This window comes from Vibrio sp. 1557, from assembly GCF_033340175.1.
Taxonomy (GTDB): domain Bacteria; phylum Pseudomonadota; class Gammaproteobacteria; order Enterobacterales; family Vibrionaceae; genus Vibrio; species Vibrio alginolyticus.
The window spans coordinates 41,400-66,773 of record NZ_JAWOVZ010000022.1 but is presented as its reverse complement, the minus strand read 5'-3'; the positions used below and the strand labels follow the sequence as shown (position 1 = coordinate 66,773).

The window sequence follows — 25,374 nt, the reverse complement described above, 5'->3', positions numbered from 1 at the left end:
CAACTTAAAGCATTGGTGTTTCAGCAGGTGGGGTAGTTGCATCGCTTTCGACAATGCTTACTTTCGCATGGTTACTCAAACGGACTTGACCCGATGTCACTACCACATCACCTGGCTTCACGCCTTCTAGAATGTGTGCGATATCTTTAGAGCGTTCGCCAACTTTTACCACATGCTGCTTAACGCGTTTTTCGCCATCTTCTTCTGTTACGATGTAAACATTGTCGCCATATAGCGTAAATGTGATCGCGGTTTGAGGTAGAGTGACCTGATTTTCTAACTTAGGCAGAATGATGTTTGCACGCGCGAACATACCACTACGCAGTTTGCCGTCACTGTTAGGGATATCCGCTTGAACTTGAATCAAACCACTTTGTACGTTTACAGCTGGTTCAATCGCAGAAATAGACCCTTTGAAAGGTTGGTCTGGATAAGCGTCAACAAAGATATCCACTTCTTGGTCGATATTGATACGTGAAATATCGGTTTGCGGCACGGTAAAGCGTAAACGCATCACGCTGGTGTCTTCCAGGCGAACAATATCGGTACCCGCTTGTAGGTACTGACCTAGGTACACGTTACGAATACCTACTACACCATCAAATGGCGCTTTGATTTCGCGTCGGTCGATGGTCGCTTTCAAGCTTTCAATGTCCGCTTTTAAGGAGAAGTAGTTCGCTTCTGCTTCGTCATACGCTTCTTTAGAAATAGAGCCTTTTTTAAATAGCCCTTGGTAGCGTTTGTATTTCGCTTCTGCTGCTGGCAACTTGGCTTGCGAGCTCTTTAAATTCGCTTTCTCAACGTCAGAGTCAAGCAGTACTAGTGGCTGACCTGCTTTGACTTGAGTACCGGAATCAAATGCGATTTTATCGATAACACCGCTCGTTTCGTTCGCTACCGTCACGCCTTGATTTGGCTCGATAAAACCAATTGCCTCGATGACTGGTACCCAATCCACCGCTTGCACTTCAGTTACGGTTACTGGGAATGCTGGTTCAGGGCGATTGGCAAACTGCTCCATTTTGTCTTTGATATCAATTAGTCTGTATGTAACAACGCTACCAAAAAGTAATAAAACAATTGATAGCATCAAAATCCACTTTTTCATTCTATTAAGAACTCCAAGTTAGTGTTTAATAATTGCATCCCAACTGGCTTCAATAGCGGCCTCTAATGCCGTCTTATCCAGTTGATAAAATCCCAAAGCGTGTTTCCGAGCAAGTGCAACACTTGCCTCAAAACTTAATCCAGAAAGTACTTCGTTATCGAGAAGCTTGAATACTCCCTCGTCTTTACCCTGATTAAAAAGAAGATCTACTTGGGCAAACATTTGTCTCTCAAGTTCCCGAGCTTTGCTACTATTTGAACAGGGTAAAGATTCATATTGGACTCGGTTGCTGATCGCACTTAAGTTCGAGCTCGCTAGATTCCAAATATTGAGCCACATGGTTCGATAACGCTGTTTTAAAGGCATCTCTTCACTAACACCTAGTTGCACCGCAGTAGCCACACGCTTAGCAACGTTAAGGCGTAGTTCCTCTAAAAGATGTTCTTTATCTGAGAAATAACGGTAAATCGTCCCTGCTGCGACACCTGCCTCATTGGCGAGCTTTTGCATGGAAAGCCCTTGAAAGCCAGATTCAGCAATGAGTTGTTCAGCAGCGACTAAGATTTGTTCTCGTTTATCTACAGCAGGGTTATCCTTCATAATGTCACCCTTTAGTGAATGAACGTTCATTCATTATAGCTTAAATACCCGCCATTTATGCAACAGAATATTGCACTTAATTGGTGTAAAAATTACAAGAAATCAGCATAGCTTTCACGAGGCCACCCCTTTATCATAGGCGCCACATTCATCACCCGCAGAGAATTTCTATGAAGCTGAACCCTAGTCAAGATGAAGCCGTGAAATACGTGTCTGGTCCATGCCTAGTGCTAGCTGGTGCTGGCTCGGGCAAAACTCGTGTTATTACCAATAAAATCGCTTATCTGGTTCAGCAATGTGGTTACAAAGCGCGTAACATTGCGGCGGTGACGTTTACCAACAAAGCGGCACGTGAAATGAAGGAGCGTGTAGGTCAAACGTTAGGGAAAGGTGAGTCTAAAGGTTTGATGGTATCAACATTCCACACTTTAGGATTGAACATCATCAAGCGTGAGTACAAGCATTTAGGGTTGAAAGCGGGCTTCTCACTGTTTGATGACCAAGACCAGCTAGCGCTGCTCAAAGAGCTTACTGAAAAGCAGCTTGATGGTGATAAAGATCTGCTACGTCAGCTTCTGAGTTGTATTTCCAACTGGAAAAACGACATGTTGACGCCAGAGCAAGCCAAAGCGCGTGCGCAAGGTGAACAGCAACAATTGTTTGCGTTCTGTTTTGATATGTACCAAAAGCAAATGAAAGCCTATAACGCGCTTGATTTTGATGACCTAATTTTGATGCCCGTTTTACTCTTACGTAATCATGAAGACGTTCGTCAGCGTTGGCAGAATCGTATCCGTTACCTACTGGTTGACGAGTATCAAGATACCAACACGAGTCAGTATGAGCTGGTCAAATTAATTGTCGGAGAACGTGGACGATTGACGGTTGTAGGGGATGACGATCAGTCTATTTATTCATGGCGTGGTGCGAAACCTCAGAACCTCGTGTTGCTGGGTGAAGATTATCCAAATTTGCGTTTGATTAAGCTAGAGCAAAACTACCGTTCAACGAGTCGAATCCTGCGTGCGGCCAACATTTTGATAGCTAACAACCCTCACGTCTATGAGAAGTCCTTGTTCTCTGAAATTCCTGACGGTGAAAAACTCAAAGTGTTGTTGGCTAAAAATGAAGAGCATGAAGCAGAGCGCGTAACGGGTGAACTAATTGCGCATAAGTTCCTAAACCGTACCGAATATAAAGATTATGCGATTCTATACCGTGGTAACCACCAATCACGTTTGATTGAAAAGTCTCTGATGCAAAACCGTGTACCGTATAAAATTTCTGGCGGCACCTCGTTTTTTGCGCGCGCAGAGATTAAAGACATCATGGCGTATTTGCGCGTTTTGGTTAATCCGGATGACGACAATGCATTTTTGCGCATTGTGAATACTCCACGACGTGAAATTGGCCCAGTAACGTTAGAGAAGTTAGGCAGTTATGCCAATATGCGAGGGAAGAGCCTGTTTGAGTCGAGCTTTGAAATGGGGCTCGAACAGCACCTAACGGGACGTGGCCTAGAAAACCTGCGTCGTTTCACCCAATGGCTAGTGGCGATTGCTGATCAAGCTGAGCGTGGTGATACCGTCGAAGCGGTTCGTTCGCTAGTTCGTGATATCCATTATGAAGATTGGCTATACGAAACTTCAGCAAGTCCGAAAGCCGCTGAAATGCGAATGAAGAACGTTTCTGATCTTTATTCATGGATAGTGGCGGACCTAGAGGGTGACAACTACGATCAAGAAGAGAAAACGTTAAAAGAAGTCGTTCAACGTTTGACCTTGCGTGACATGATGGAGCGCGGTGAAGAAGATGAAGACAGTGATGCAGTACAACTGATGACCTTGCACGCATCAAAAGGCCTTGAGTTCCCATATGTATACTTAATTGGGTCCGAAGAAGGTATTTTACCGCACCAAACCAGTATTGATGAAGATAACGTGGAAGAAGAGCGTCGCCTGATGTACGTTGGTATTACTCGAGCGCAACGTGAACTGACTTTCACTATGTGCAAAGAGCGTCGGCAGTTCGGCGAGTTGATCAAACCGACTCAAAGCCGCTTTTTGGATGAGTTGCCATTTGATGACGTTGAATGGGAAGTAAACAAAAAGCCAGTATCAGCAGAAGAGCGTATGGCGAAAGGTCAAGCACACATTGCCAATATTCGAGCAATGTTTAAGAAGTAAAGTAACCTTGTTCTCACTGACTAAAAACAAAAAGGCTTGCCAACTGGCAAGCCTTTTTCGTTGATGTCTTTACTTATAGACCTTCAATCATGTGGTCAATTGCTGCGATGATTTCATCGTCAGAACAGTCCATACAGGTTCCTTTGGCTGGCATCGCATTGAAGCCTTCTAATGCGTGCTTCACTAACGTATCTTTGCCTTGTGCAATACGCGGTGCCCAATCATCGGCATTACCTGTTTTAGGTGCGCCGTTTACACCAGATGCGTGACAAGCAATACAAAAAGTACCATAAACTGTGGCGCCATCACGTGGACCGGTTGGTTCTTCTTTCACTGGCTCAGAACCCGCTAGATAAACATCACCGACAGGTTGGATGCGTTCTGCGATCGCATCGTATTCAGTTTGGCTGATGTCAGAAGCTAAAGCTGCCGTAGAAAACGTTAAGGCAGCGAACAAAACGCTAATCATTTGTCGAGACATATCCATTAAACCCACTTCACATTCCCGAGGTAAGTGACTTACCTATTTATATAGTTAGAGTATTAATGCCGAGCAGAGAAATCATTAAATTCCACTGAATGGCATAGAATGATTAGACAACTTGGTTGCAGCTGTTAAATCAATGTAAATAATGGGTGATTATATCCCGATAACTTGTTGCAATAAACAACAAGTTATCCATGACAGGGCGTGAATCACATCAAAAATCCACTTTAACGGAAGATAACTGTCGAAAAAGAGACCAAACGATAAAAAAAGTAAAAAAAGTACTAGACGGCATAGTGTGATATCCGTATTATTCCACTCCGCCGATAGGGCATGCGCCCGTAGCTCAGTTGGATAGAGCGTTGGCCTCCGGAGCCAAAGGTCGAAGGTTCGAATCCTTTCGGGCGTACCATTGCCTCGGAGGATACATCGGTAAAAATCAGTGGTGGCTATAGCTCAGTTGGTAGAGCCCCGGATTGTGATTCCGGTTGTCGCGAGTTCAAGTCTCGTTAGCCACCCCATTCTTTCTTTTTTAGATTGAATGCGGTAGCATTGCTCCCAATCTTGATTCAATCAAGATAAAACATCGTCGGTGAATAGCGCAGCTTGGTAGCGCATCTGGTTTGGGACCAGAGGGTCGGGGGTTCGAATCCCTCTTCACCGACCACTATTTAGTTTATGGCTCTAATAGAGCGGTAAACAGCAAAAATTGATGGTGGCTATAGCTCAGTTGGTAGAGCCCTGGATTGTGATTCCGGTGGTCGCGAGTTCGAATCTCGTTAGCCACCCCATTAATTAAGGTGACTTCTTAGTTGAAGTGTCCTGTCTGATTTGAGAAAATCAGTAAATACAGTTCGGTGAATAGCGCAGCTTGGTAGCGCATCTGGTTTGGGACCAGAGGGTCGGGGGTTCGAATCCCTCTTCACCGACCACTATTTAAAGCCTCAGTCGAAAGACTGGGGCTTTTTTACATCTCTCCTGAAAAGAATCGGCATTCCATTTCAATTTTCCCCAAAAGTGTACAGCTCTAGGGGCTTTTGACCACCTATGATCTAAATGCTTTTCGAGCTGACAAAATAAACCCCAGAGCAGTGTCTGGGGTTTTGTAGTTTTCTAATCCGCTGCTTTTATTGGGCGAGTGTTTTAAGGATTTCTTTCAGTTCTACCGTTTCTTGGATTTCAAAACTTGGCGTTATATCCGTTGAGTTGCTTGCGCCTGTCGCATTCACCCATACACTCAAAATGCCCATATTGTTAGCGCCAGCAATGTCAGCAGGTAAAGAGTCGCCCACGTGTAGAGCCTCTTCTGGTTTTACTTCGACCAAGTCGAGCGCTTTTTGGAAAATACTTGTAGCAGGTTTCTCTTCTGGCTCTTCTCCTCCCACAATAATATGGTCCACCCAGTTGCTCATTTGTGTCGCGTTTAATTTAGGGTGTTGAGAAAAAATCGGACCGTTAGTGATCACGACGAGTTTGTAATGTTGACGAAGGTCGCTGAGCATTTCTTTTACACCAGGGAAGAAGGTGAACGCGCCCATACGTGCAGAGTCAAAGTAGTCTTGAGCTTGTTGAGCCTCTTTTGCAGTGATGCTGACGCCTTGCTCCGCCAAGATGTTTTGGATCAGGCCACAACGGAAGGCATTTTCATCGGGTAGCAGAGCCACAAGGTGAGGGAACTCAGCATTCAGCTTTTTGTATACACCCTGTAAGTAGCGCTGCAAAAACGCTTTTGGCTCGGTAACTTGTGGGTAGGTCTTATGAATCCAAGTTGTAAACGCTTGTCCTGCAACTTTATCGGCTTGTGACGTTGCACATAAAGTCTCGTCCATATCAAAAAAAATCGCTTTAAGCACAGGGGCTCCTTTTATTTACGGCTTGGCTTTGACACTGTTCATCTATTATCCCACTCTCAATTGTGTCGTAAAGGGTTAAAACCGGCGAGTTTTCTTATGACGTACGAATGAGGATAGCGGTACTTTCCTTTGCTTAGTCAATAAACCGCTTAAGTGGCGCATAATCTGCGTTGGAGCAGGATTTGTGTGGTTTTGCTGTTTTGTTCACGTTTTGACCTATCCTTTCTCTTCCTAAGTTTGGCTTTTTGTATTTGCCGACTATTTTATTAATAGTTTTTTATGTTGAAAAAACACTTTTTGCATATGATATTGTTTGTTAAATGTTAATAAATGCACATGAATAATATGGTTAATGATCTTGTTTAGCTCATGTTTACTTTTAGAGCATTTTTCTAGTTTTATTGGTGCATGACGCACAAAAATAGTGTGATATGAAAATGGTTAAATACTTGTTAATGCATTTTTATTCGCTAATTGTGCGTTTATTTAATGTTTTTTCGGCGGAATATACTTTAATTGTTGCTTTTTTGTGTGATTTTTGCCAAATTATTTCCGCATTAAGATTTCAGAGTATTATTCTGAATTTGAACGGATTCATTCAGGTGATGAATGGTGCCTTTGGCATGATTCGATACCACAGACAAGGCAGTAGAGGTCTGAAATGTCACTATTAGAAGTGAAAAACCTTCGTATTGAATACCCATCCCGACACGGCGTTCACGCTGCCGTGAAGTCACTTTCTTTTCATATTGAACGTGGTGAAATCGTGGGTGTTGTTGGCGAATCAGGTGCGGGTAAATCCACCGTTGGTAACGCTGTTATCGATTTGCTTAGTCCCCCAGGTCGCGTTGCTAGCGGTGATGTATTCTTGGATGGAGAAAAAATTTCTGGCCTATCACCAGAAGCGATGCGTAAGGTTCGCGGCTCGAAAATAGGTTTTATTTTCCAAGATCCGATGACCTCGCTCAATCCACTTTTTACTGTTGAGCAACAGCTGAAAGAGACGATCCACGCTAACATGAAGGTCTCTGATGAAGAGGCGTATCAGCGCGCGCTTTCTCTTATGCAGCAGGTTGGTATTCCGCAACCAGAAAACCGCTTAAAACAGTACCCGCACCAATTCTCTGGTGGTATGCGTCAGCGTGTTGTCATTGCTATTGCTTTGGCTGGTGAGCCTGATCTCATCATCGCGGACGAACCAACTACGGCGTTAGACGTTTCTATCCAAGACCAAATCCTCAACTTGATCCGCGAGCTGTGTATCAAGAACAATGTCGGCTGTATGTTAGTTACTCACGATATGGGTGTCGTCTCCAACGTCACCGATCGCGTGGCGGTAATGTATCGTGGTGACTTGGTGGAGTTTGGACCAACAGCCAAAGTATTGGGCGATCCTGATCACTCTTACACTCGCAGTCTAATTTCAGCGGTACCACGTTCAGACAGAAAGTTAGATCGTTTCCCGTTAGTAAGCTATATCGAAGAAGCGGCGGAAATGGAGCCACTCGATATCAAGAACCACTGGTTAGGACAAAGCCAAGATGAGCGTGAGTACACTGGCCCGCTTTTGGACGTGAAGAACGTCAATCTTCGCTTTGTTACCAAAGACTCTTTGTTCGAGAGCCGCCGAGAATACGTGCAAGCATCTAATAATGTGAGCTTTGAAGTGCACGAAGGCGAAACCTTTGGTTTGGTGGGCGAGTCTGGTTCAGGTAAATCGACCATTGCACGTGTGATTGCTGGTTTATACCAACCTAACTCTGGTCAGGTGAAATTCGAGGGCATTGACCTGACCGCTTTAACCTCTGAGAAAGAGCGCCGCCCGATGCGTCGTCAAATGCAGATGGTGTTCCAAAACCCATATACTTCAATGAACCCTCGTATGAAGGTATTCGATATTATTGCTGAGCCAATCCGTTTCCATAAATTGACGAAAAACGAGTCGGAAACTCGCCAAATCGTGAATGACCTATTGGATCATGTTGGTTTGGGTCGAATGGCTGGGCTTAAGTACCCTCATGAATTCTCCGGTGGTCAGCGTCAGCGTATTTCTATTGCGCGTGCGTTGGCGACTCGTCCTCGACTTTTGATTTGTGATGAACCGACCTCAGCACTGGACGTATCGGTACAGGCACAAATTCTAAACTTGCTGAAAGATCTGCAAAGTGAGCTGAACTTGACTATGTTGTTTATCAGCCACGATTTACCTGTTATTCGTCAGATGTGTGACCGAGTAGGTGTGATGCAAATGGGTACACTTTTAGAAGTGGCACCAACAGAACAGTTATTCACGGCACCTCAACACGAATACAGCAAAAAATTGATTTCTCTGATGCCGGAGTTTACTGGCTTGCGAGAAGAGATCGAAACGGCATAAACCAAGCAATTCGCTTGGCTAACCTTTAGTCATAACAAAGACGCAAACACAACAACAAGGGATCCGTATCCCCGCATGAAGGAGTTATGCAAATGAAAACCATGAAAAGCAAATTAGCAGTGGCGCTAATGGCTGCGGGCCTAAGCTTTAACGCAATGGCAGCAGATATCAAAGTTGGCTATGCAGCTGACCCAGTATCGCTTGACCCACATGAGCAGCTATCAGGTGGCACACTGCAAATGTCACACATGGTATTTGATCCGTTGGTTCGCTTTACTCAAAAAATGGATTTCGAGCCTCGCCTAGCGGAAAGTTGGGAACGTATTAACGATACGACTGTTCGTTTCAAACTGCGTGAAGGTGTGAAATTCCATTCTGGCAATACTCTAACTGCTGACGACGTCGTGTGGACGTTCCAGCGTTTACAAAGCTCTCCTGACTTTAAAAACATCTTCGACCCGTACGAGAAAATCGTCAAAGTGGACGACAACACGTTCGATCTTGTAACTAAAGGTCCTTACCCACTAGTGCTGCAAACCGCAACGTACATTTTCCCAATGGACAGCAAGTTCTACACTGGCAAAACTGCGGACGGCAAAGACAAGTCTGAGCTAGTGAAGCACGGTAACTCATTTGCATCGACTAACGTATCTGGCACGGGTCCATTCATTGTGACTTCACGTGAACAGGGCGTAAAAGTGGAATTTGAACGCTTTAAAGATTACTGGGACAAAGAGTCGAAAGGTAACGTTGATAAGCTAACGCTTGTGCCAATCAAAGAAGACGCAACTCGTGTAGCAGCGCTGCTTTCTGGCGGTGTTGACATGATTCACCCTGTAGCGCCAAACGACCACAAACGCGTTGAAGATGCTGACGGCATCGACCTAGTTACGCTACCTGGTACTCGTATCATCACGTTCCAACTAAACCAAAACAGCAACGAAGCATTGAAAGACGTTCGCGTTCGCCAAGCGATTGTTCACGCAATCAATAACGAAGGTATCGTGAAGAAAATCATGAAAGGCTTCGCAACGGCCGCTGGTCAGCAAAGCCCGGCAGGTTACGTAGGTCACGATGACAAACTGGTTCCTCGCTACGATTTGAAGAAAGCGAAAGAACTGATGAAAGAAGCGGGTTACGAAAACGGCCTGACGCTAACGATGATCGCACCAAACAACCGTTACGTGAATGATGCGAAAGTAGCACAAGCGGCAGCGGCAATGTTGTCTAAGATCGGTATCAAGGTTGATCTGAAGACCATGCCAAAAGCGCAATACTGGCCAGAGTTCGACAAGTGTGCGGCAGACATGCTGATGATCGGTTGGCACTCAGATACAGAAGACTCAGCGAACTTCAACGAGTTCCTAACGATGACTCGTAACGAAGAAACCGGTCGTGGTCAGTACAACTGTGGTTACTACTCAAACCCAGAAATGGACAAAGTGGTTGAAGCTGCGAACGTAGAAACGGATCCTGCGAAACGTGCAGAAATGCTGAAAGGTGTAGAAGCAACACTATACAACGACGCAGCATTCGTACCGCTACACTGGCAAAGTGAAGCGTGGGGCGCGAAGTCTAACGTGAAAGCGGCAGACATCGTTAACCCAATGGTAATGCCTTACTTCGGTGACCTAGTGGTTGAATAATCACGGTTAGTCGACTTTGAGGAGGGATGGATTTCCCTCCTCAACTTAAAGCACTCGACTCAGTTTTGTTTCAGTCGGATTGAGTGGGTTATTTAGACTGAATTTTCTCTCTAATTTAGAGATCTATGGATAGTTAAGGGGCAAGGAATGTTTTCGTTTCTGGTCAAGCGCCTGTTTCAGGCACTGATAGTGATGTTTGTGATCAGTTTGGTGGCGTTTGCCATTCAGGACAACCTGGGTGATCCGCTGCGTGAGCTTGTAGGTCAGTCGGTTTCGGAATCGGAGCGTCAAGCGCTACGCGACGACTTGGGCCTGAACGATCCCTTTATCACAAAGTACACGCGCTTTGTGGGTAATGCACTGCAAGGTGATTTGGGTACCTCATATTTTTTCAAGCGACCTGCGGTTGAGGTGATCCTCGATAAGCTGGTGGCAACATTAGAGCTCGTGTTTGGCGCGACGCTCATCATTATCGTTTTCTCTATACCACTCGGGGTGTATTCCGCGATTCACCCGAAGAGTGTCTTTACCAAATTTGTTATGGCGATGAGTAGTGTCGGCATCTCGATTCCGGTGTTCCTAACCGCAATCATGCTGATGTACGTCTTCTCCATCGAACTCGGCTGGCTGCCTTCCTATGGGCGAGGTGAAACCGCTAACGTACTCGGTTGGGAATCTGGCTTCTTTACCATTGATGGTATCAAGCACCTCATCCTACCTTGTATTGCGCTAGCGTCTATCATGCTGCCGTTGTTCATCCGTTTGGTACGTTCAGAAATGCTGGAAGTACTGAGTTCGGAATACATTAAGTTCGCCAAAGCAAAAGGTTTGAACTTACAAAAGATTTATTACCAACATGCACTTAAGAACACCATGCTACCAGTATTGACGGTAGGTGGCGTGCAGATTGGTACCATGGTGGCCTACACCATTCTTACTGAAACCGTGTTCCAATGGCCGGGCACTGGCTTCCTTTTCCTAGAGGCAATCAACCGTGTAGATACACCGCTGATCACTGCCTACGTTATCTTTGTTGGTCTGATCTTCGTGGTAACCAATACCATCGTTGACTTGCTGTACGGCATCATCAACCCAACTGTGAACCTAACTGGAAAAGGAGCTTAATCATGAGCCAATCAAATTTAACACCAGCTCCTGCTCCATCAGCGTGGCAGCGTTTCAAAGAGTCAGATTTTCTGTATTACTTCAAACGCGACAAAGTGGCGATGGCGAGTTTTACCGTCTTTATGATGTTCTTAGTATTGGCATTGGCTGCACCGATTCTTGCGCCAACAGACCCGTACGATCTGACGTCTATCGACATCATGGATTCTGAGTTGCCACCTTCGTGGATGGAAGATGGCGATGAGCGCTTTGTGTTGGGTACTGACGAGCAAGGTCGCGATATTTTATCGACCATTCTTTACGGTTCTCGTTTGTCTTTGACGATCGGCTTTTTAGCCGTCGGTCTTCAGTTGATTCTGGGTATCATCATTGGTTTGTCGGCGGGTTACTTCGGTGGTCGTATCGATAGCTTCTTGATGCGCTTTGCGGATGTTCAACTATCGTTCTCGACCATGATGGTCGCGATCATCGTCTCTGCAATCTTTAAAGCCAGCTTTGGCAGTGATTTTTACAGCCAATATGCGGTGGTCATGCTGGTGGTGATCATCGGTGTGGCAGAATGGCCGCAATACGCACGGACTATTCGTGCCTCGGTATTGGCAGAGAAGAAGAAAGAATACGTCGAAGCGGCGCGTGTGATGGGCTTTAAAGCGCCGCGAATCATGTTCCGTCACATTCTGCCGAACTGTCTATCGCCAATCTTGGTTATCTCGACGGTACAGGTAGCGAACGCGATCATGTCGGAAGCGGCGCTGTCATTCCTAGGCTTAGGTCTGCCAGTCGATCAGCCTTCTCTGGGTGCGCTAATCAGCATCGGCTTTAACTACATCTTCTCTGGTGCATGGTGGATTACTGCTTTCCCTGGCATCGTGCTCGTAACATTGGTTTTGGTTATCAACCTGTTGGGCGACTGGCTACGTGATGTATTCAACCCGAAACTGTACAAAGGATAAGAATTTTCCCACCAAGCGTTGTAAATTCGCTTAATTCCTTCCTAAACTGAGAGCCGGATGCAAATTCCGGCTCTTTTTTTGCTAGTTATTCTTTGTTCACATTTTTTTGGCGCTTTTCCGCCATGATGACCTTACCCACTAATTTAGAGTGAAGTGTATGGAAATGAAGAAGGCACAACACCCATCTCGTATCTTCCAAGCAAGCCTAGCTTTCGGCTTGTTGCTGGTATGCGCCCAGTTTTCTAGCCCAGTATCGGCGGAGGAGTTCCTTTGCCAAGCCACTCAAGCCAGCGAGAAAGAATTACCGATGCTTGAGAAAACGTGCCCAATTGGTAACGGAGTATGGGGAAAGAAAGTGCCGCAGGGGGGCAACTACCTTTACTGGATTCAATGCGGATTGCTACCCAAGCCTATGTCTCTCGCGAAAGCTAAGCCTCTCTATAGTAAAATCACGACCGACGTATGGATGAAGCCTGAATCCAAAGGCTATCGCTGTTTGATTGGACCTTACAAGGCATTGTCTGATGCGAGGGATGACTTACGAGGAGTCAAAACCTTGTCGAATTACAAAGAGGCGTTCATCCGAGTGGTTGGGAAAGGGACGAAACAACCAGTAACACCACCTACACCTAAATCTACTGTATCGTCGAAATCAGCCGCATCTTCGGTTAAGCCAACACCGACGGTGACCCCGAAACCCGCGCCAGTTCCTGCTGTGCGAGCTGATACCGACGCCTTTAAAGCGCGGGCAGAGAAGCCAGATACCAAGGCAAAAAGTTCACGTGATAGCTCTTCGTCTACGCCTGTTGCTAAGACCAAAGCGAAGCCAATTGTCACTGGAAATGATGACATTGAAGTTCGGTTGAGAACTTCAGTACAGGGCAAAACGTACGTGGTCCCATATTTACTCGATCACCATAATCAGTTTTACATGGAACATGGTAAGCCGTGGAACCGCCTCAACTACGAAAACTCGCACAAAGTATGTCAGCAACTGGGTATGAGCTTAGCTAACCCTGCAGAGTTTAAAGCGCTGAGGGCGTCTGGGGTGATGGAAAAAAATCAATGGCCACTGCAACTGCCGTATTGGGGCAAAGATAAGAAAGGTTTGTTCGCCGATCGTGAGCCCAATCAGCTCACCGGGACCTCATTATTGAACGTGGTGTGCGTGAAATAACGACTCAGATATTGTGGTCAAAATATAGAAGAAAGCCCCGAGTTCGGGGCTTTTTTGCGGTCTCAAATATTATCGCTATTTGAGTGGCGTTTCTTTGTGACAGTTAGAGCAGATATACACTTCTTTGATGCCGACCAATCGTTCCCAAAGTGTTCTGCGTCTTCTACGCAAATGTACGCTATCACAGCAAGGGTTAACGATGGTTGCTTTAGTCATCATCACCAGGCTCCAAAATCGGTAGTGAACTCGCGATGCTTGTCATGGCTTCTTTGCTGTTAGAGTACAGACCATATTCCGGTGCGGATTCATGACCGTTTTGTTCTTTACTCCAACGAATACCAATATAAAAGTCACCAAAATCGCGGTTGATGTAACGATGACGAGTTTTGTAATCTGACTCTGAGCCTGTTTCTTCTAGAATCAGCAGTTCGCGGTCTTCATCATTCTGGACTTCCCAATTACCTGGAGTTTGGAATCCTGTTGGCATGAACGAAGTGTAGTTGTAAGTATCAGTGTCGTATTCGTACGTACCTGACGAGTATTTCAGGACTGTGTCGTCGCCTGTGCCATTACTTTCTACCATCAAGTCATGCTCTACCGTGCCTTGTTTGATGTGTTCTGCAACCGAAAGTGATTCTGCAAATGGGGTATTGCTTGAGTCCATCCAGAACAGCTCATCATCTGATATTTTAACGATCATTTGAGTACCGTTATGCTCGGTTTTGTGCTGGTACAACATTTCATACTCGTCGCCGTAGCTGTTGTATAGCTTACCGTCTTTCAGCTCAACGTCGTTACAGTCTTTATTGTTGTATTCCGTGTAACCAGTTTGTTGGTCCAGATCGGCAAGAATGGCGTAAGCATCGTGTTCCCATGTGTCTTTTAGGAAGTCACTGATGTTCGCTTTGTACTCTTGATTCATCTCATCGTGGTTTGAACCCCAGCAGAATAGTAGGCCTTCAGAATCTTGCATCAACATGGCGTAGCCAATTTCACCATCTTTCTGTGCAAAGCTACCCATTTTCCATTCTTGACCGTTGAAGTGCTCGTGAGTGAAGCCCAAAGTCGGTACTACTGGTGGTGGCGTGACGCCTTCGATAACCGTTGGCATGCTGAGCGCAATTTGTACCGCGGTATGGCCATCTGTTGCGCTAATCGCAAGTACTGCTCCAGCTTCACCTGCTTTTGTTGGTGTGCCTTTAATGGTGATAATTGCATTACCATCCTCAGATACTGTTAGACCTTCAATGTCTACATAGTCCGCTGAGTAGTCGGTAATTTGACCGTCTTTATCTTGGAACAAACCAGAAATATCGAGTGTTTGTTCAAACACTTCACCTTGTTGTAGGTACCAACCATCAACGATGGACTGCAGACGCGCTTGTTCTGTTTCTACAACCATTGGTGGTAAGTTTGCCGATTCGATTTCGAACTGAAATACGGTGCTTACCGTACCCAAAACCTTACCTGACGAATCAATGTCTTGCGCCGTTAGAACAATCTCAAAATCACCAGCTTTCTCTACGATTGCAGTTGGATGTAGAACAATCAGGTTGCCAGTTTGCACAACTTCAATGCCTGTGCCTGCAAAGTTGTGCGTCAGTTTGGTTGTCACAAGGTTTTGGTCTTTGTCTGCAAATAGACCTTCAATGTCTAGCTCTAAGCCATCAAAATCCACGCCTTGTACGATTTTTGGTAGTTTTTCTAGCTTATCTTTAGCTGCCTTTTCGACGATTTTGTTTACGGTTAGCTTGTTATTAACTGCCGTTTCAGGTGCTAAGGTGTCGCTGTCTGGGGTCGCGTCAGTGATGATTGGACGTAGATTTGGGTCATTGATGTTTTCGCCAGATGCAACAAGACGTTCCACTTCTTGGTTTGCCGCTTGAGCAAACTCCGTGGCTTTTTTCTCGTAGTTCGTTGGGTTTTGTGCTTTCGAGTCGGTCAGAATCTGAGCGGTTTTATGTAGTTCGGCGTTTTTTGTCGCACCTTCAACAAAATCACTGTACAGATCAATTGGTGCTTCTTCTGAGCCTCCTAGCGCTTGGTTTACTTTCGCTTTCGCATCTTCTTCACTAATGGCTGGATCTTTTGCCATTTCAATCGCCACAAGATCCGTGATAGGTGAAATCACGTTTGACGATGTTGGTGCACGGAATACGATTTCGTGCGCCATAGCTTGGCCTGGATGATCCATATCAACCGTGTATTTGCCAGCGTACTCTTTCGCATCCAAGGCGATGAGCTGTTTCTGCTTTGAACCGTTTGGTGTGATGGTCTGTAGCGCTAGAGTGCTTTCTGGTGTTGCATCCAATTTCAGTTGACCTTTCTCATCGGTCAGACCAAGGAATGTTTCTTGAGTGTCCCATTGGCCGTTGTTGTTCGTATCTTCAAAAACAACGGCATGCTTGAAGTAGCCGTCAAAACCTGTGATCACAACGCCGTCGTTAGCACTGTTTGAACCACCATCTGAACCGCCACAGCCTGTAAGAGCGATAGCCACTGACGCTGCTAGTAAACTCACCTTATTCATTATTTATTTGTCCTTGTTTCGTTTCCGAATGAGAAAGTCGCTTTTTTTATTATTTTTTTCTTTATATCTCACTAGTGAGATATAAGAGAGTGGTGTCTTTTTAATGACTATTGAGCTTAGGTTCAAGACACGAAAATCCGCACAAAACCCGTAAAATTTATTTCTATTTTTTGTCTATGATGGAAAATTTATAATTTGATCACGGTTCCAGTTTTATTTTGGGAATGATTGTTTTGTTAATATAACCACCGGTAAAAAAGGTTTATTGGGTGTCGCTAAGGACAGGGGCGTGATAAATCATGTTGATCTTAAATTCCTCAACGCGATCAGCAAATTGAGGGTGAGGTTTAAGCACATAACTGTAGACTTCGCCTGGAATGAATATGTCGTAATCTGTGTATTCAAGGTTGTAAAACATAAATGTTCGTTGCCAGTAATTATCTGGCCATTCAGCACAATGTATTGGATTTATGCCGTCAAAATCCATTGAGCTAGAGATAATATCGGCAAACTCTCCTCGCCCCGCTACGATAGAGCTGTACCAGTAAAATAAATAATCATGACAAAATAGGTCATGTTGATTTGATTTCATATTGAGATCAGAGTCCAGCTTGTGCACTGGTTCGTTACCCTGAACACTTCTATCAAATATGTAGTTGCTAGCAGTCCCGTTTATGTAACCTCCTCCTGAAATTGGAAAGAGGTAGTCAAACGACGTTCCTTGATATTCGTACTCGCCAGTGTGGACATTGATGCGCTTTTCCATGGACTGCTTGTTCTTTTGCATGGTATAGCTTTCGAATTGTTTACCATCAAACACGGTGGTGAAGTAGTTCCGAGTATCTTCATGAACCTGAGATGGGTATTCTTTTTTGATGGTCCAAATTTGGCGTACACCTTGGACATAAACGATCAACGAGTCATCACTGATTTTGTACTTGCCCACTTTTTTCAAGTCTCCCTTTTCAGGACACTGGCGTTTGTTGTGTGAGGCGGCATAACTTACTTCGCCCCCCTCAAACTGAAAGGCCTCGCAATACACCACTTCATACGCGTACGCGATACCTGCAAGATTTTGTGTCGTCTCTAGGCGATAAACTACATCGCCAACTAACGAGTGTTCTGTGTCATTTTGATCGGGTGTGATAACGGGTAACTCAAAGCGCGTTGTGACCCATGCATGATCGCTATTACCGTGATAATCATCGCGCGCTGCTACCGCCAAATATGTGGTGGTTTTTATTTCCTCAGGCGCTCCTTGCACCATCATTTGTCCTTGGTTGAGGACTCTTAACCCATTGGCGTTTTCAAGCCAAATCTGAGTGGTGAGGAGATCGCCATCTGGGTCTTCAAAAAGCTGGTTAAGGTTGAGCGAATAACTCACCGGAGAGTTTTGTTTCAGCTCCCAAGCATAAATAATGGTTTGTAGCTGCTGTTCCACAGTGAGGTTGATGATGGGTTTATTATTCTCTGATGGGTCCTCTTGTGGTCGGCTGTTCTTATCACCCAATGCTGACTCGTAAAACGTGTTGTCTTCTGTGGTATGAAATGGATTCGTAACAGGGCCTGGTTGTCCTAAAAGGGCGGAGTTAAATGCGTCATCTCCCGCTTTTTTATGAGTGCGATCCAACGCAGAACCTGTCAACGCTTGCTTTACTTCAACTAAAGATGTGCGCTCATATTGACGATGTGCTTGCTGGGTTGACTTGTCGGCGTTGTCTGACGAGTCTTCCACAGATGCCAAATTGTGTTTGTTTGAAATGAAGTAAATACCGAACAAACCGACGCATACTGCGCCGATTATCCAAAGCTTTTTGTTCATGATTACGTGTGCGCCATTCGTGATTGTAGCCAACTGCGAGAGAATTTGAGGTCTTTCTCTATCAGGCTTGCGCTGCATTCGAGTAGCTCACTGATTTCTTGGTTTTTCATGCCCATTAAATACTTGAGTTTGAGTGCGCTCGATTGGCGTGGATAGCGGCTACTGAAACTATCCAGAGCTTTATCCATGATAATCAATTGCTCGAAACGATCTTCTTCATCTCTCATCAATGTAATGTGTTGACGCTTTTGTGCTTGGTGCGAGCGTGCGTTGTCGATCAAGATTTGACGCATCACTTTGGCGGCCATCAAAAAGAAATCGCGCTTTGTTTCAATTTCACTCATGTCGCAGTTGGACATTTTCAGGTAAGCATCATGAATTAATGCCGTGGTGCTGTTGACGCTGTCTGCCAGTACTTTGTTGTCGGTGCCGTACTTTTCTGCATTTCGTTCACGCTCGTGTTGGGCGATCTTACGCAACTGTAAATAAGCAAACTGATAGAGCTCGCTCTCAGCTCGTTTATCACCAGATTGCCATTGTTGAATGATTTGTGTCAGTGCTACTGCTGTTGCCATGGTTATACATCCTCGCTCACTTTGACAAATTCAGAAATGGTGTGGGTTTCAATGCGATCGGAACCGTCTTGGTTGCGCAGAACATTTTGTTGATAGCGATATAAAATGCCTTGCTCCCAAGTTGCACCAGCTGGCAAGTATTCCCAGGTGGTGTAATTGATTTCGGATGGGGTTGTTGACCAACGTACCATGACGTTCATTTGCGCGAGTTCGGCTTTGGGGGCGCTATTGTTGACCCACCACATGTCGGCAAATTCGCGGGTAACATCTTGGGTGTACAGGCTTGTATCGGTTGGGCAGGTGTCCGTATTTTGCGGCAGTCGCATGACTTGTTGATGGCGCATCAATAGGCACGATTGTGTCATGGACTGTTGGTGGTATTCGGTTTGCTGCCACACGCCGAGGTAGTCAATATCGTGTTCGCTAGTATTGGGATACGTAAACCAGAGCATTTCTGTGCGGTTATTGTGTTGGATGTTTTTTTTACGCCCGAGACCTTGTACTTTTTCCATCAATAACTCGGTGCTCGGATCAAAATTGAGGGCAACGGAGCGGTACTTCCAGTCGCCTTCATCATCGAAGTCTTCGAGAGAGAAGCCATTCAAGTCGTTGCGGGTGCACCCTGTGATTGAACAACCAACGATATTAAACCAATCCGCAAACTTGCTTATCGGTTCGACGACATCTTCCGTGATAGGGCGTTTCATCGAGAGGAAGCAGCCTTGAAAATGATCGCCAATGCTTGGGTGTTCAATCAATGAGTCTTTGGTGATGGTGAATCGAGTTTCACCAATAGGAGGACGATATTTGGGATGATGCTGATAGCGTAGATCGTAAGAACAAGCGCGGCCTTGCCAATCCTTCTTTTTGATGACGATGTTTTTGAACGTCATGTCGCGAGGTTCAAAAATGATCTCATCAGAGGAAAAATTTTTTTCAATGTACTGCTGGCTTTCGTTTAGGTGCTCAATCGCCTCATTGACAGATACCCAATCGAGATTGAGGTAGCGTTTAGCGTCATCTAGGTAATTGAGATCAAGGCCTTTGAGCTGGCTTTGAAAGTGAGGATCAGACAGCACACGGTTTGCTAGGACAATTTCCTCACGATTCTCAGGCGTGCTGTCGAGAGAAAGCAGCAGACGCGTCATATTGATGCTGCGGCTAGGTTTGGTTGTCGCCATCGTCGGCGTCAGCACTTCTTGGCTTGATAAGGTCGTCAGCAGATAACCTTTATCATCGTTACCAAGGAAGAAGCTAATTACATCACCGGGTTGGTAATGAAATGCTCCTTGCTGAGTGACGCCAGTGATATTGGAACTGGTTTTGTAATACAGGCCAGTCACTGGGGCGTCGATAAAGTAGCCTTGCTTCAAGGTTGAAGCTGGTGGGTGTGAAGTGGCAGCTGAAACGTCTGCTGCCAACGTGGACGTAGCCGTCAATGCAGACAGCCAAAATACCACTGAATGTGTATACATCTTGTTTTAAGCCTTATTGGTTGGTGCTGTCCTTAGACGCACAATTTGGCTGACAACTCATTGGTGTAGTTAGGTGCTTCTCTGGCACCGGTGTCATCATCGCCAACAACATTTTTTGTTTTATATGTTTGGGGATATCTGGGTTAGAGAGTATCCGCCTTCGTGTTAACTCCATCATGGAGTTCACTGAGAGATGTTCGACATTTTGCCCCTTCGCGTGGAAGATGAGGCGAGTCATTTCGTACATCATATCTTCTGCAATCTTCTTCTCTTGTTGCAGCTGGATATTCTTTTGCATCATGGCGCTGCCAAATAACACACCAGAGAGCACAATGATGCCTGACAATACCGAAGCAAGGGGACGTCGTTGTACCAAGCGAAAGGCGCTATACAATGGCCAGTTTTTTTTCTGCTCGATTGGACGGCGTTCGATAATTCGTTCGATATCAATGCGCAATGCTCGAACATTGATATATCGCATTTGAGTGGCAGGACGCGTTGCGCGTCTTATCACCCAGTAAACATCAGACCAAATTGTTGGTGATGGAAACATCAAAGCGAGAATTTTGCCTAAGGAGTACACGTCGCTTTGCTCTGTTAGAACCTGTCCTGCTTGCTGCTCTGGGCTGGCAAAATTTTGGCTAAACGCAATCAGCGCTGAGGGTGAATCTTCTCGGTTGGAGTGCGCTTTTTGAGTCAAGTTGAAGTCAAGCAGCTTGGGACGCTTGCTACGATCAATCAGTATATTTTCTGGTTTTAGATCGGCATGCAAAACCTGGTGCTGGTGGGCGTGCTCCATCGCCTGGCAGATCTGCTTAAACAACAGCAGCTTCTCCGTTTTTTCTAGCTTATTTTCAGATAGATACTCATCCAAAGTTTGACCAAACACCCGCTCCATCACGATGTAAACCGAATCTTGATGGAGACCGCCGTCAAACACTTTCGCGATGTAAGGATGGTTTAGACGCGCGAGAAGTTGAGCTTCATCGAAGAGTGCGCGTTGCCCTAACACATTGCTCAAATTGCTTTGAATAAACTTGATAGCCAGATCTTGCTCGAACGTTTCATCTGCACGTAGAGCGGCGTATACGACACCCATGCCACCACGCCCCAACTCATGAGTTAGGCGGTACTTACTGATGATTTCTCCGCTTAGATCGACGTCTTGGTTCGTAGCCTGATGAGCACCAAAATAAAGTAACTGCGTTAGTTGTTCTTCCGGTGTCTCGTTGGCTAAAAGAGGAACGAGTTGTCGATACAGCTCAGGTTGACTTCGTTGCAATGCTTGGAGGTATTGCTGCTTTTGGGAGTCGTCCAGATCAAGCAGGTGGTAGTAAATCTGGGTTTCGCTAGAGCCTAACTGCACTGTGACTAATGTCTTATTCTTTTAGGTACGGCATTTTATAAGAACTTTGATATAAATGTCATTTATTTATTCGGTTTTGATTCACAATCCATGAAACGCAATTTGATGGCTAGTGGAGTAATAACGTCATGATTTTGCGAATTATTTTCACTGAGCTTGTCGGCAGAGAGTCTATTCGTCATAATGTTACTTGTAACATTACTGATAAATCACATATTTATGGCTCAACAGAATAAGAAAACTCGTACGACATTGCAGGATGTCGCAGACCAGGTTGGCGTCACGAAGATGACCGTTTCACGCTATATGCGTAACCCTGAATCGGTGGCAGAAAAGACTCGGGCCAAGATTGCGACTGCGATTGAAGAGATGGGTTACATCGAAAACCGTGCACCGGCGATGTTGTCAAAGTCCTCCAGTAAAGCCATTGGTATTTTACTGCCGTCTTTGTCCAACCAAATTTTTGCTTCCTTTGTTCAGGGCATAGAGATGGTGACCAAAGCCAATGGCTATGAGACGCTTTTAGCGCATTTTAGCTACGATGAGCTTGAAGAAGAGCGCAAGATCGCGTCATTACTCTCTTATCAAGTCGATGGGCTTATTCTAACTGAAAGCCATCACACGCCGCGTACATTACAGATGATCAAAAATGCGGGCATTCCGGTGGTCGAAACCATGGAACTGCCATCGGAGCCGATTGATATGGCGGTTGGACTCGATCATGAAGATGCGTCGTACACCGTGGTTAAGCAGATGCTAGATACGGGGAAGCGTACAATCGTCTATTTTGGCGCGCGTCTGGATACGCGAACCAAATTGCGGATGCAAGGTTATGATCGCGCGATGACAGAAGCAGGGCTAGAACCCAAACATGTATTAACTGGTGATCATTCGAGTTTTTCTTTAGCGCATGATTTGCTCGAACGTGCACTGGAAACGCACCCAACGCTCGATGGGGTGTTCTGTACCAACGATGACATCGCAATTGGCACCATGCTGAGTGCGCAGCAACGTGGCATTCAAGTTCCACAGCAATTGGCAGTGGCGGGCTATAACGCGCTGGATATCGGTCAAACCATCAGCCCGAAACTGACCAGCGTTGATACGCCGCGTTTCCAAATTGGTGTAAAGAGCGCAGAGCTATTAATTGCACGCCTGAAAGGCGAAACGCAAGAAGAAAAAGTCTTCGATATGGGGTATCAGATCACGTCGGGAGAGAGTGTTTAACTAATTGTTAACTGCTCTTTGTATTCGCTCATCAATGGTATTGGTAGGTTAGGGTATGGCACATCAGCTGGATGCATTGGATCTCAACTTAATGCGTTTATTAAAAGCCGTGGTGGAAAACCGCAGCATCAAGCTGGCCGCAATGCAGCTTGGCATTTCTCAACCGAGCGCCAGCCGCGGCGTGATGAAGTTGAAGCAAGTGTTTGATGACCCGCTTTTTGTGCGTAAAGCACATGGGGTAGAGCCATCACCCATGGCGATTCGTCTCGCCGCCGAGTTCGACAATATGGTTGCGCCACTGGAAAAAGTGGTGCAAGAATTTGAAGTGTTCGACCCACTGCAATACCAAGGGCAGATTGCGATTGTAACTGATCCTTATTTGATGGATGAACAAGGGCAGCGACTGCTCACTGGCTGTCATCGAGCCTTTCCCAAAGCGCACTTTGCCTTTTCCAGCTGGAATACTTACTCGCACGATGAAATGTTAGAAGGCGAGCACGATTACTGCATTCTTGACCAAGAGACCGAGCTGTCGAAAGACATTTACATGCGCCCGTTATTCGTTGAAAAACGAGTGATTTTGGCGCGCAAAAACCACCCAACGTTGTCGAAAGTCAGCAATGATTGGGACACGGTGTCCAAACTACCACTCGTCTCTTTGCCTGCGCCAGCGTCATATAAACCGCTTTGTACCGTGGAGTCCGAGTATCGACGCATGGGTTATGAGCCAGTAGTGTTACTGAAGTCCTATAATTTGCGTTTGGCTTGCCAAATGTTGCAAGAAACCGACGCGATTATGTATGCCAGTCAAAGCTCGGCATTGTTGATGCCAGAACTCGCCTCTTACGCAATGCCACCCGTTAATCGTGAGTTTAGCCAGTTTGTTGTCTCTGGCGGTTTCCTTCAAACCAACCGCAACCATCCTTTGCACAGACACCTACATAAAGTGGTGCGACAAACCCTCAACACGCCTCTGATTTTTACGCAGTGATGTCACTTTATGGCATCGGCTGAATGAGAGTAGATGCTTTAACCTTATCAATATTGTGTGATTACATAGACAACTTACTTCTTAAGATATTCAAAAATGAATATCTCAATTACCTGTCTCTTTTTCCTACCCAGCGCTAACCTTATCTCAAATAGTCAGGAGAAGTGGCTCATTTTTATCTTTTTAACTTTTTGAATGTCGATACAGGTACGCGGCATTCACCATTCTCCGTTATGCATTTTTTTAATTTCTGATGGAGGATTAATCATGCTAGTTGCACGTCTATTTTTATTGCTCGCCATCGTTGCCGAAGTGGCTGGCACCAGCACTATGTCTCTTATCGGACAAGGGCACGGGTGGTGGGGCTACATCGTAATGTATGTGCTGATCGCAATCTCTTACTACTTTCTCGCGTTTGCCGCGAAGAAAATATCGATAGGTGTGGCATACGCTGTTTGGGAAGGGTTAGGTATCTCGTTGATCACCGTGGTGTCGATCATCGCCTTTGATGCCAACTTAAACCATCAAGAATTGTTTGGTTTGATGTTAGCCGTTGTTGGCATTGTGTGTGTGACCTTAGGGGAATCACATGGTCAACCTAACGCCAAGAAAAATGCCGATAAACCGGCAAAAGAACGTTCATTTTCTACTAGTACAAGGTGCGAATCATGAGTCAATTTTTTACGATGTCATTTGGATTTGTCGTGATGGCTGCCTTGGTCGATATCATGGCCAATATGGCGCTGACACGCTCAAAAGGCTTTAAATATAAAAGCTGGGGCATTGCGGCGATTGTGTTGGTACTGACAGCATTCACGCTGTTGGCACAAGCGGTGAAAGAGATCGACTTAGCCATTGCTTATGCCTCTTGGGGTGCGATCGGTATCTTGGGTACCGCAGTGGGTGGAGCCTTGCTGTTTAAGCAGAAACTCAAACCAATCGGCTGGTTTGGTATCTTTGTGGTGATTGCTGCCGTCGTAGTGATGAAGACCGCTTGATGTAATTTACTGAATGCTAGATATCGTCATTCTGAGCAGCAAGAGACGAGCGTGATTCAGAATCTACCAACAAAAAGTGCTGTGGAAGAGGGGTTTTCTCTGGCTTCACAGCACCTTGATATTAGATTCCTGATCTCGCCTAGGCTCGTCGGAATGACGGACTCATTCATTTTTAAAAAGAACAGAGGCCAATCCTAAAGTTCGTCATTTTGAACAGCAAGAGACGAGCGTGATTCAGAATCTACCAACAAAAAGTGCTGTAGCAGAGGGGATTTTCTCTGGCTTCACAGCACGTTGATATTAGATTCCTGAGCTCGCCTAGGCTCGTCGGAATGACGGATTCATTCGTTTTTAGAAAGAGCGGTGGCCAATCTCAAAGCTCGTCATTCTGAATAGCGAGGGACGAGTGTGATTCAGAATCTACCAACAAAAAGTGCTGTGGCAGAGGAGTTTTCTCTAGCTTCACAACACGTTGATAGTAGATTCCTGATCTCGCCTAGGCTCGTCGGAATGACGGATTCATTTTTTTAGAAAGAGCAGTGACCAATCCTAAAGCTTGTCATTCTGAACAGCGAAGGACGAGCAAGATTCAGAATCTACCAACAAAAAGTGCTGTAGCAGAGGGGATTTTCTCTGGCTTCACAGCACGTTGATATTAGATTCCTGAGCTCGCCTAGGCTCGTCGGAATGACGGATTCATTCGTTTTTAGAAAGAGCGGTGGCCAATCTCAAAGCTCGTCATTCTGAACAGCGAGGGACGAGTGTGATTCAGAATCTACCAACAAAAAGTGCTGTGGCAGAGGTGTTTTCTCTGACTTCATAGCATGTCGATATTAGATTCCTGATCCTGCTGAGGCTCGTCGGAATGACGGATTCAT

At 45.5% G+C, this 25,374-nt stretch carries 20 protein-coding genes and 5 tRNA genes; 15 read left to right on the top strand and 10 right to left on the bottom strand.

What is annotated here, in order from left to right; genetic code table 11:
• Positions 1-4: 4 nt before the first annotated feature.
• Positions 5-1,108: an efflux RND transporter periplasmic adaptor subunit gene (locus R7070_RS20005; RefSeq protein WP_053349778.1), complete on the bottom strand. Its 1,104-nt coding sequence runs from the start codon at positions 1,106-1,108 to the stop codon at positions 5-7.
• Between the two features lie 18 nt (positions 1,109-1,126).
• Positions 1,127-1,708: a TetR/AcrR family transcriptional regulator gene (locus R7070_RS20000; protein ID WP_005384254.1), complete on the bottom strand. Its 582-nt coding sequence runs from the start codon at positions 1,706-1,708 to the stop codon at positions 1,127-1,129.
• A gap of 170 nt (positions 1,709-1,878) precedes the next feature.
• Between R7070_RS20000 and rep the strand changes: the two genes are divergently transcribed.
• Positions 1,879-3,894 carry a DNA helicase Rep gene (rep, locus tag R7070_RS19995; RefSeq protein WP_005379104.1) on the top strand — a complete coding sequence of 672 codons (2,016 nt, stop codon included), beginning with the start codon at positions 1,879-1,881 and terminating at the stop codon, positions 3,892-3,894.
• Between the two features lie 73 nt (positions 3,895-3,967).
• Here the strand turns inward: rep and R7070_RS19990 are convergent, their stop codons facing one another.
• Positions 3,968-4,381, bottom strand: a complete 414-nt coding sequence (locus tag R7070_RS19990; RefSeq protein ID WP_005384252.1) for a c-type cytochrome — start codon at positions 4,379-4,381, stop codon at positions 3,968-3,970.
• Between the two features lie 335 nt (positions 4,382-4,716).
• Here R7070_RS19990 and R7070_RS19985 point away from each other — a divergent pair.
• From R7070_RS19985 to R7070_RS19965, 5 genes are all read left to right on the top strand, one after another.
• Positions 4,717-4,793: transfer RNA gene (locus R7070_RS19985), tRNA-Arg, on the top strand.
• A 33-nt stretch (positions 4,794-4,826) separates the two neighbouring features.
• Positions 4,827-4,902: transfer RNA gene (locus tag R7070_RS19980), tRNA-His, on the top strand.
• A 69-nt stretch (positions 4,903-4,971) separates the two neighbouring features.
• A tRNA-Pro gene (locus R7070_RS19975) sits at positions 4,972-5,048 on the top strand.
• A 48-nt stretch (positions 5,049-5,096) separates the two neighbouring features.
• Positions 5,097-5,172: transfer RNA gene (locus R7070_RS19970), tRNA-His, on the top strand.
• 64 nt (positions 5,173-5,236) lie between these two features.
• Positions 5,237-5,313 (top strand) — tRNA-Pro (locus R7070_RS19965).
• Positions 5,314-5,508: 195 nt separating this feature from the next.
• On the opposite strand, the gene R7070_RS19960 is transcribed toward R7070_RS19965, so the two are convergent.
• The gene (locus tag R7070_RS19960) at positions 5,509-6,234 is read right to left on the bottom strand and encodes an HAD family hydrolase (protein ID WP_005379107.1); all 726 of its coding nucleotides are present in this window, start codon (positions 6,232-6,234) and stop codon (positions 5,509-5,511) included.
• Positions 6,235-6,895: 661 nt separating this feature from the next.
• Between R7070_RS19960 and R7070_RS19955 the strand changes: the two genes are divergently transcribed.
• The 5 genes from R7070_RS19955 (at position 6,896) to R7070_RS19935 (ending at position 13,512) form a co-directional block, all read left to right on the top strand.
• Complete coding sequence (locus R7070_RS19955) at positions 6,896-8,611, top strand: dipeptide ABC transporter ATP-binding protein (protein WP_005379108.1); 1,716 nt, start codon at positions 6,896-6,898, stop codon at positions 8,609-8,611.
• A 92-nt stretch (positions 8,612-8,703) separates the two neighbouring features.
• Entirely contained in the window at positions 8,704-10,257 is a 1,554-nt protein-coding gene (locus R7070_RS19950; protein WP_005379109.1) for an ABC transporter substrate-binding protein, read from the top strand.
• A 147-nt stretch (positions 10,258-10,404) separates the two neighbouring features.
• The gene (locus R7070_RS19945; RefSeq protein ID WP_005379110.1) at positions 10,405-11,382 is read left to right on the top strand and encodes an ABC transporter permease; all 978 of its coding nucleotides are present in this window, start codon (positions 10,405-10,407) and stop codon (positions 11,380-11,382) included.
• A gap of 2 nt (positions 11,383-11,384) precedes the next feature.
• A complete protein-coding gene (locus R7070_RS19940; protein ID WP_005384239.1) occupies positions 11,385-12,335 on the top strand; it encodes an ABC transporter permease in 951 nt (316 codons plus the stop codon).
• 157 nt (positions 12,336-12,492) lie between these two features.
• On the top strand, positions 12,493-13,512 hold the full coding sequence (locus tag R7070_RS19935; protein WP_104976033.1) for an SPOR domain-containing protein: 1,020 nt from the start codon (positions 12,493-12,495) through the stop codon (positions 13,510-13,512).
• A 75-nt stretch (positions 13,513-13,587) separates the two neighbouring features.
• On the opposite strand, the gene R7070_RS19930 is transcribed toward R7070_RS19935, so the two are convergent.
• The 6 genes from R7070_RS19930 to R7070_RS19905 form a co-directional block, all read right to left on the bottom strand.
• Positions 13,588-13,731, bottom strand: a complete 144-nt coding sequence (locus R7070_RS19930; RefSeq protein WP_012841245.1) for a hypothetical protein — start codon at positions 13,729-13,731, stop codon at positions 13,588-13,590.
• The gene (locus tag R7070_RS19925) at positions 13,721-16,042 is read right to left on the bottom strand and encodes a hypothetical protein (protein WP_017821132.1); all 2,322 of its coding nucleotides are present in this window, start codon (positions 16,040-16,042) and stop codon (positions 13,721-13,723) included. The genes R7070_RS19930 and R7070_RS19925 overlap by 11 nt, the downstream gene beginning before the upstream one ends.
• 262 nt (positions 16,043-16,304) lie before the next feature.
• Positions 16,305-17,864: a hypothetical protein gene (locus R7070_RS19920; protein WP_017821131.1), complete on the bottom strand. Its 1,560-nt coding sequence runs from the start codon at positions 17,862-17,864 to the stop codon at positions 16,305-16,307.
• A gap of 2 nt (positions 17,865-17,866) precedes the next feature.
• The gene (locus R7070_RS19915; protein WP_005379118.1) at positions 17,867-18,439 is read right to left on the bottom strand and encodes a sigma-70 family RNA polymerase sigma factor; all 573 of its coding nucleotides are present in this window, start codon (positions 18,437-18,439) and stop codon (positions 17,867-17,869) included.
• Between the two features lie 2 nt (positions 18,440-18,441).
• Complete coding sequence (locus tag R7070_RS19910; protein WP_170890707.1) at positions 18,442-19,914, bottom strand: chromosome partitioning protein ParA; 1,473 nt, start codon at positions 19,912-19,914, stop codon at positions 18,442-18,444.
• A 13-nt stretch (positions 19,915-19,927) separates the two neighbouring features.
• Positions 19,928-21,280, bottom strand: a complete 1,353-nt coding sequence (locus tag R7070_RS19905; RefSeq protein ID WP_053349772.1) for a serine/threonine-protein kinase — start codon at positions 21,278-21,280, stop codon at positions 19,928-19,930.
• A gap of 219 nt (positions 21,281-21,499) precedes the next feature.
• Between R7070_RS19905 and R7070_RS19900 the strand changes: the two genes are divergently transcribed.
• From R7070_RS19900 to R7070_RS19885, 4 genes are all read left to right on the top strand, one after another.
• Complete coding sequence (locus R7070_RS19900) at positions 21,500-22,507, top strand: substrate-binding domain-containing protein (protein ID WP_017636149.1); 1,008 nt, start codon at positions 21,500-21,502, stop codon at positions 22,505-22,507.
• Between the two features lie 55 nt (positions 22,508-22,562).
• Positions 22,563-23,498, top strand: coding sequence for a LysR family transcriptional regulator (locus R7070_RS19895; RefSeq protein ID WP_005379132.1), 936 nt, complete (start codon positions 22,563-22,565; stop codon positions 23,496-23,498).
• 267 nt (positions 23,499-23,765) lie between these two features.
• Positions 23,766-24,170, top strand: a complete 405-nt coding sequence (locus R7070_RS19890) for an SMR family transporter (protein ID WP_005379135.1) — start codon at positions 23,766-23,768, stop codon at positions 24,168-24,170.
• Positions 24,167-24,496 (top strand): SMR family transporter, encoded by a 330-nt coding sequence (locus R7070_RS19885; protein WP_085570076.1) that lies wholly within the window; start codon positions 24,167-24,169, stop codon positions 24,494-24,496. The genes R7070_RS19890 and R7070_RS19885 overlap by 4 nt, the downstream gene beginning before the upstream one ends.
• Positions 24,497-25,374: the final 878 nt, after the last annotated feature.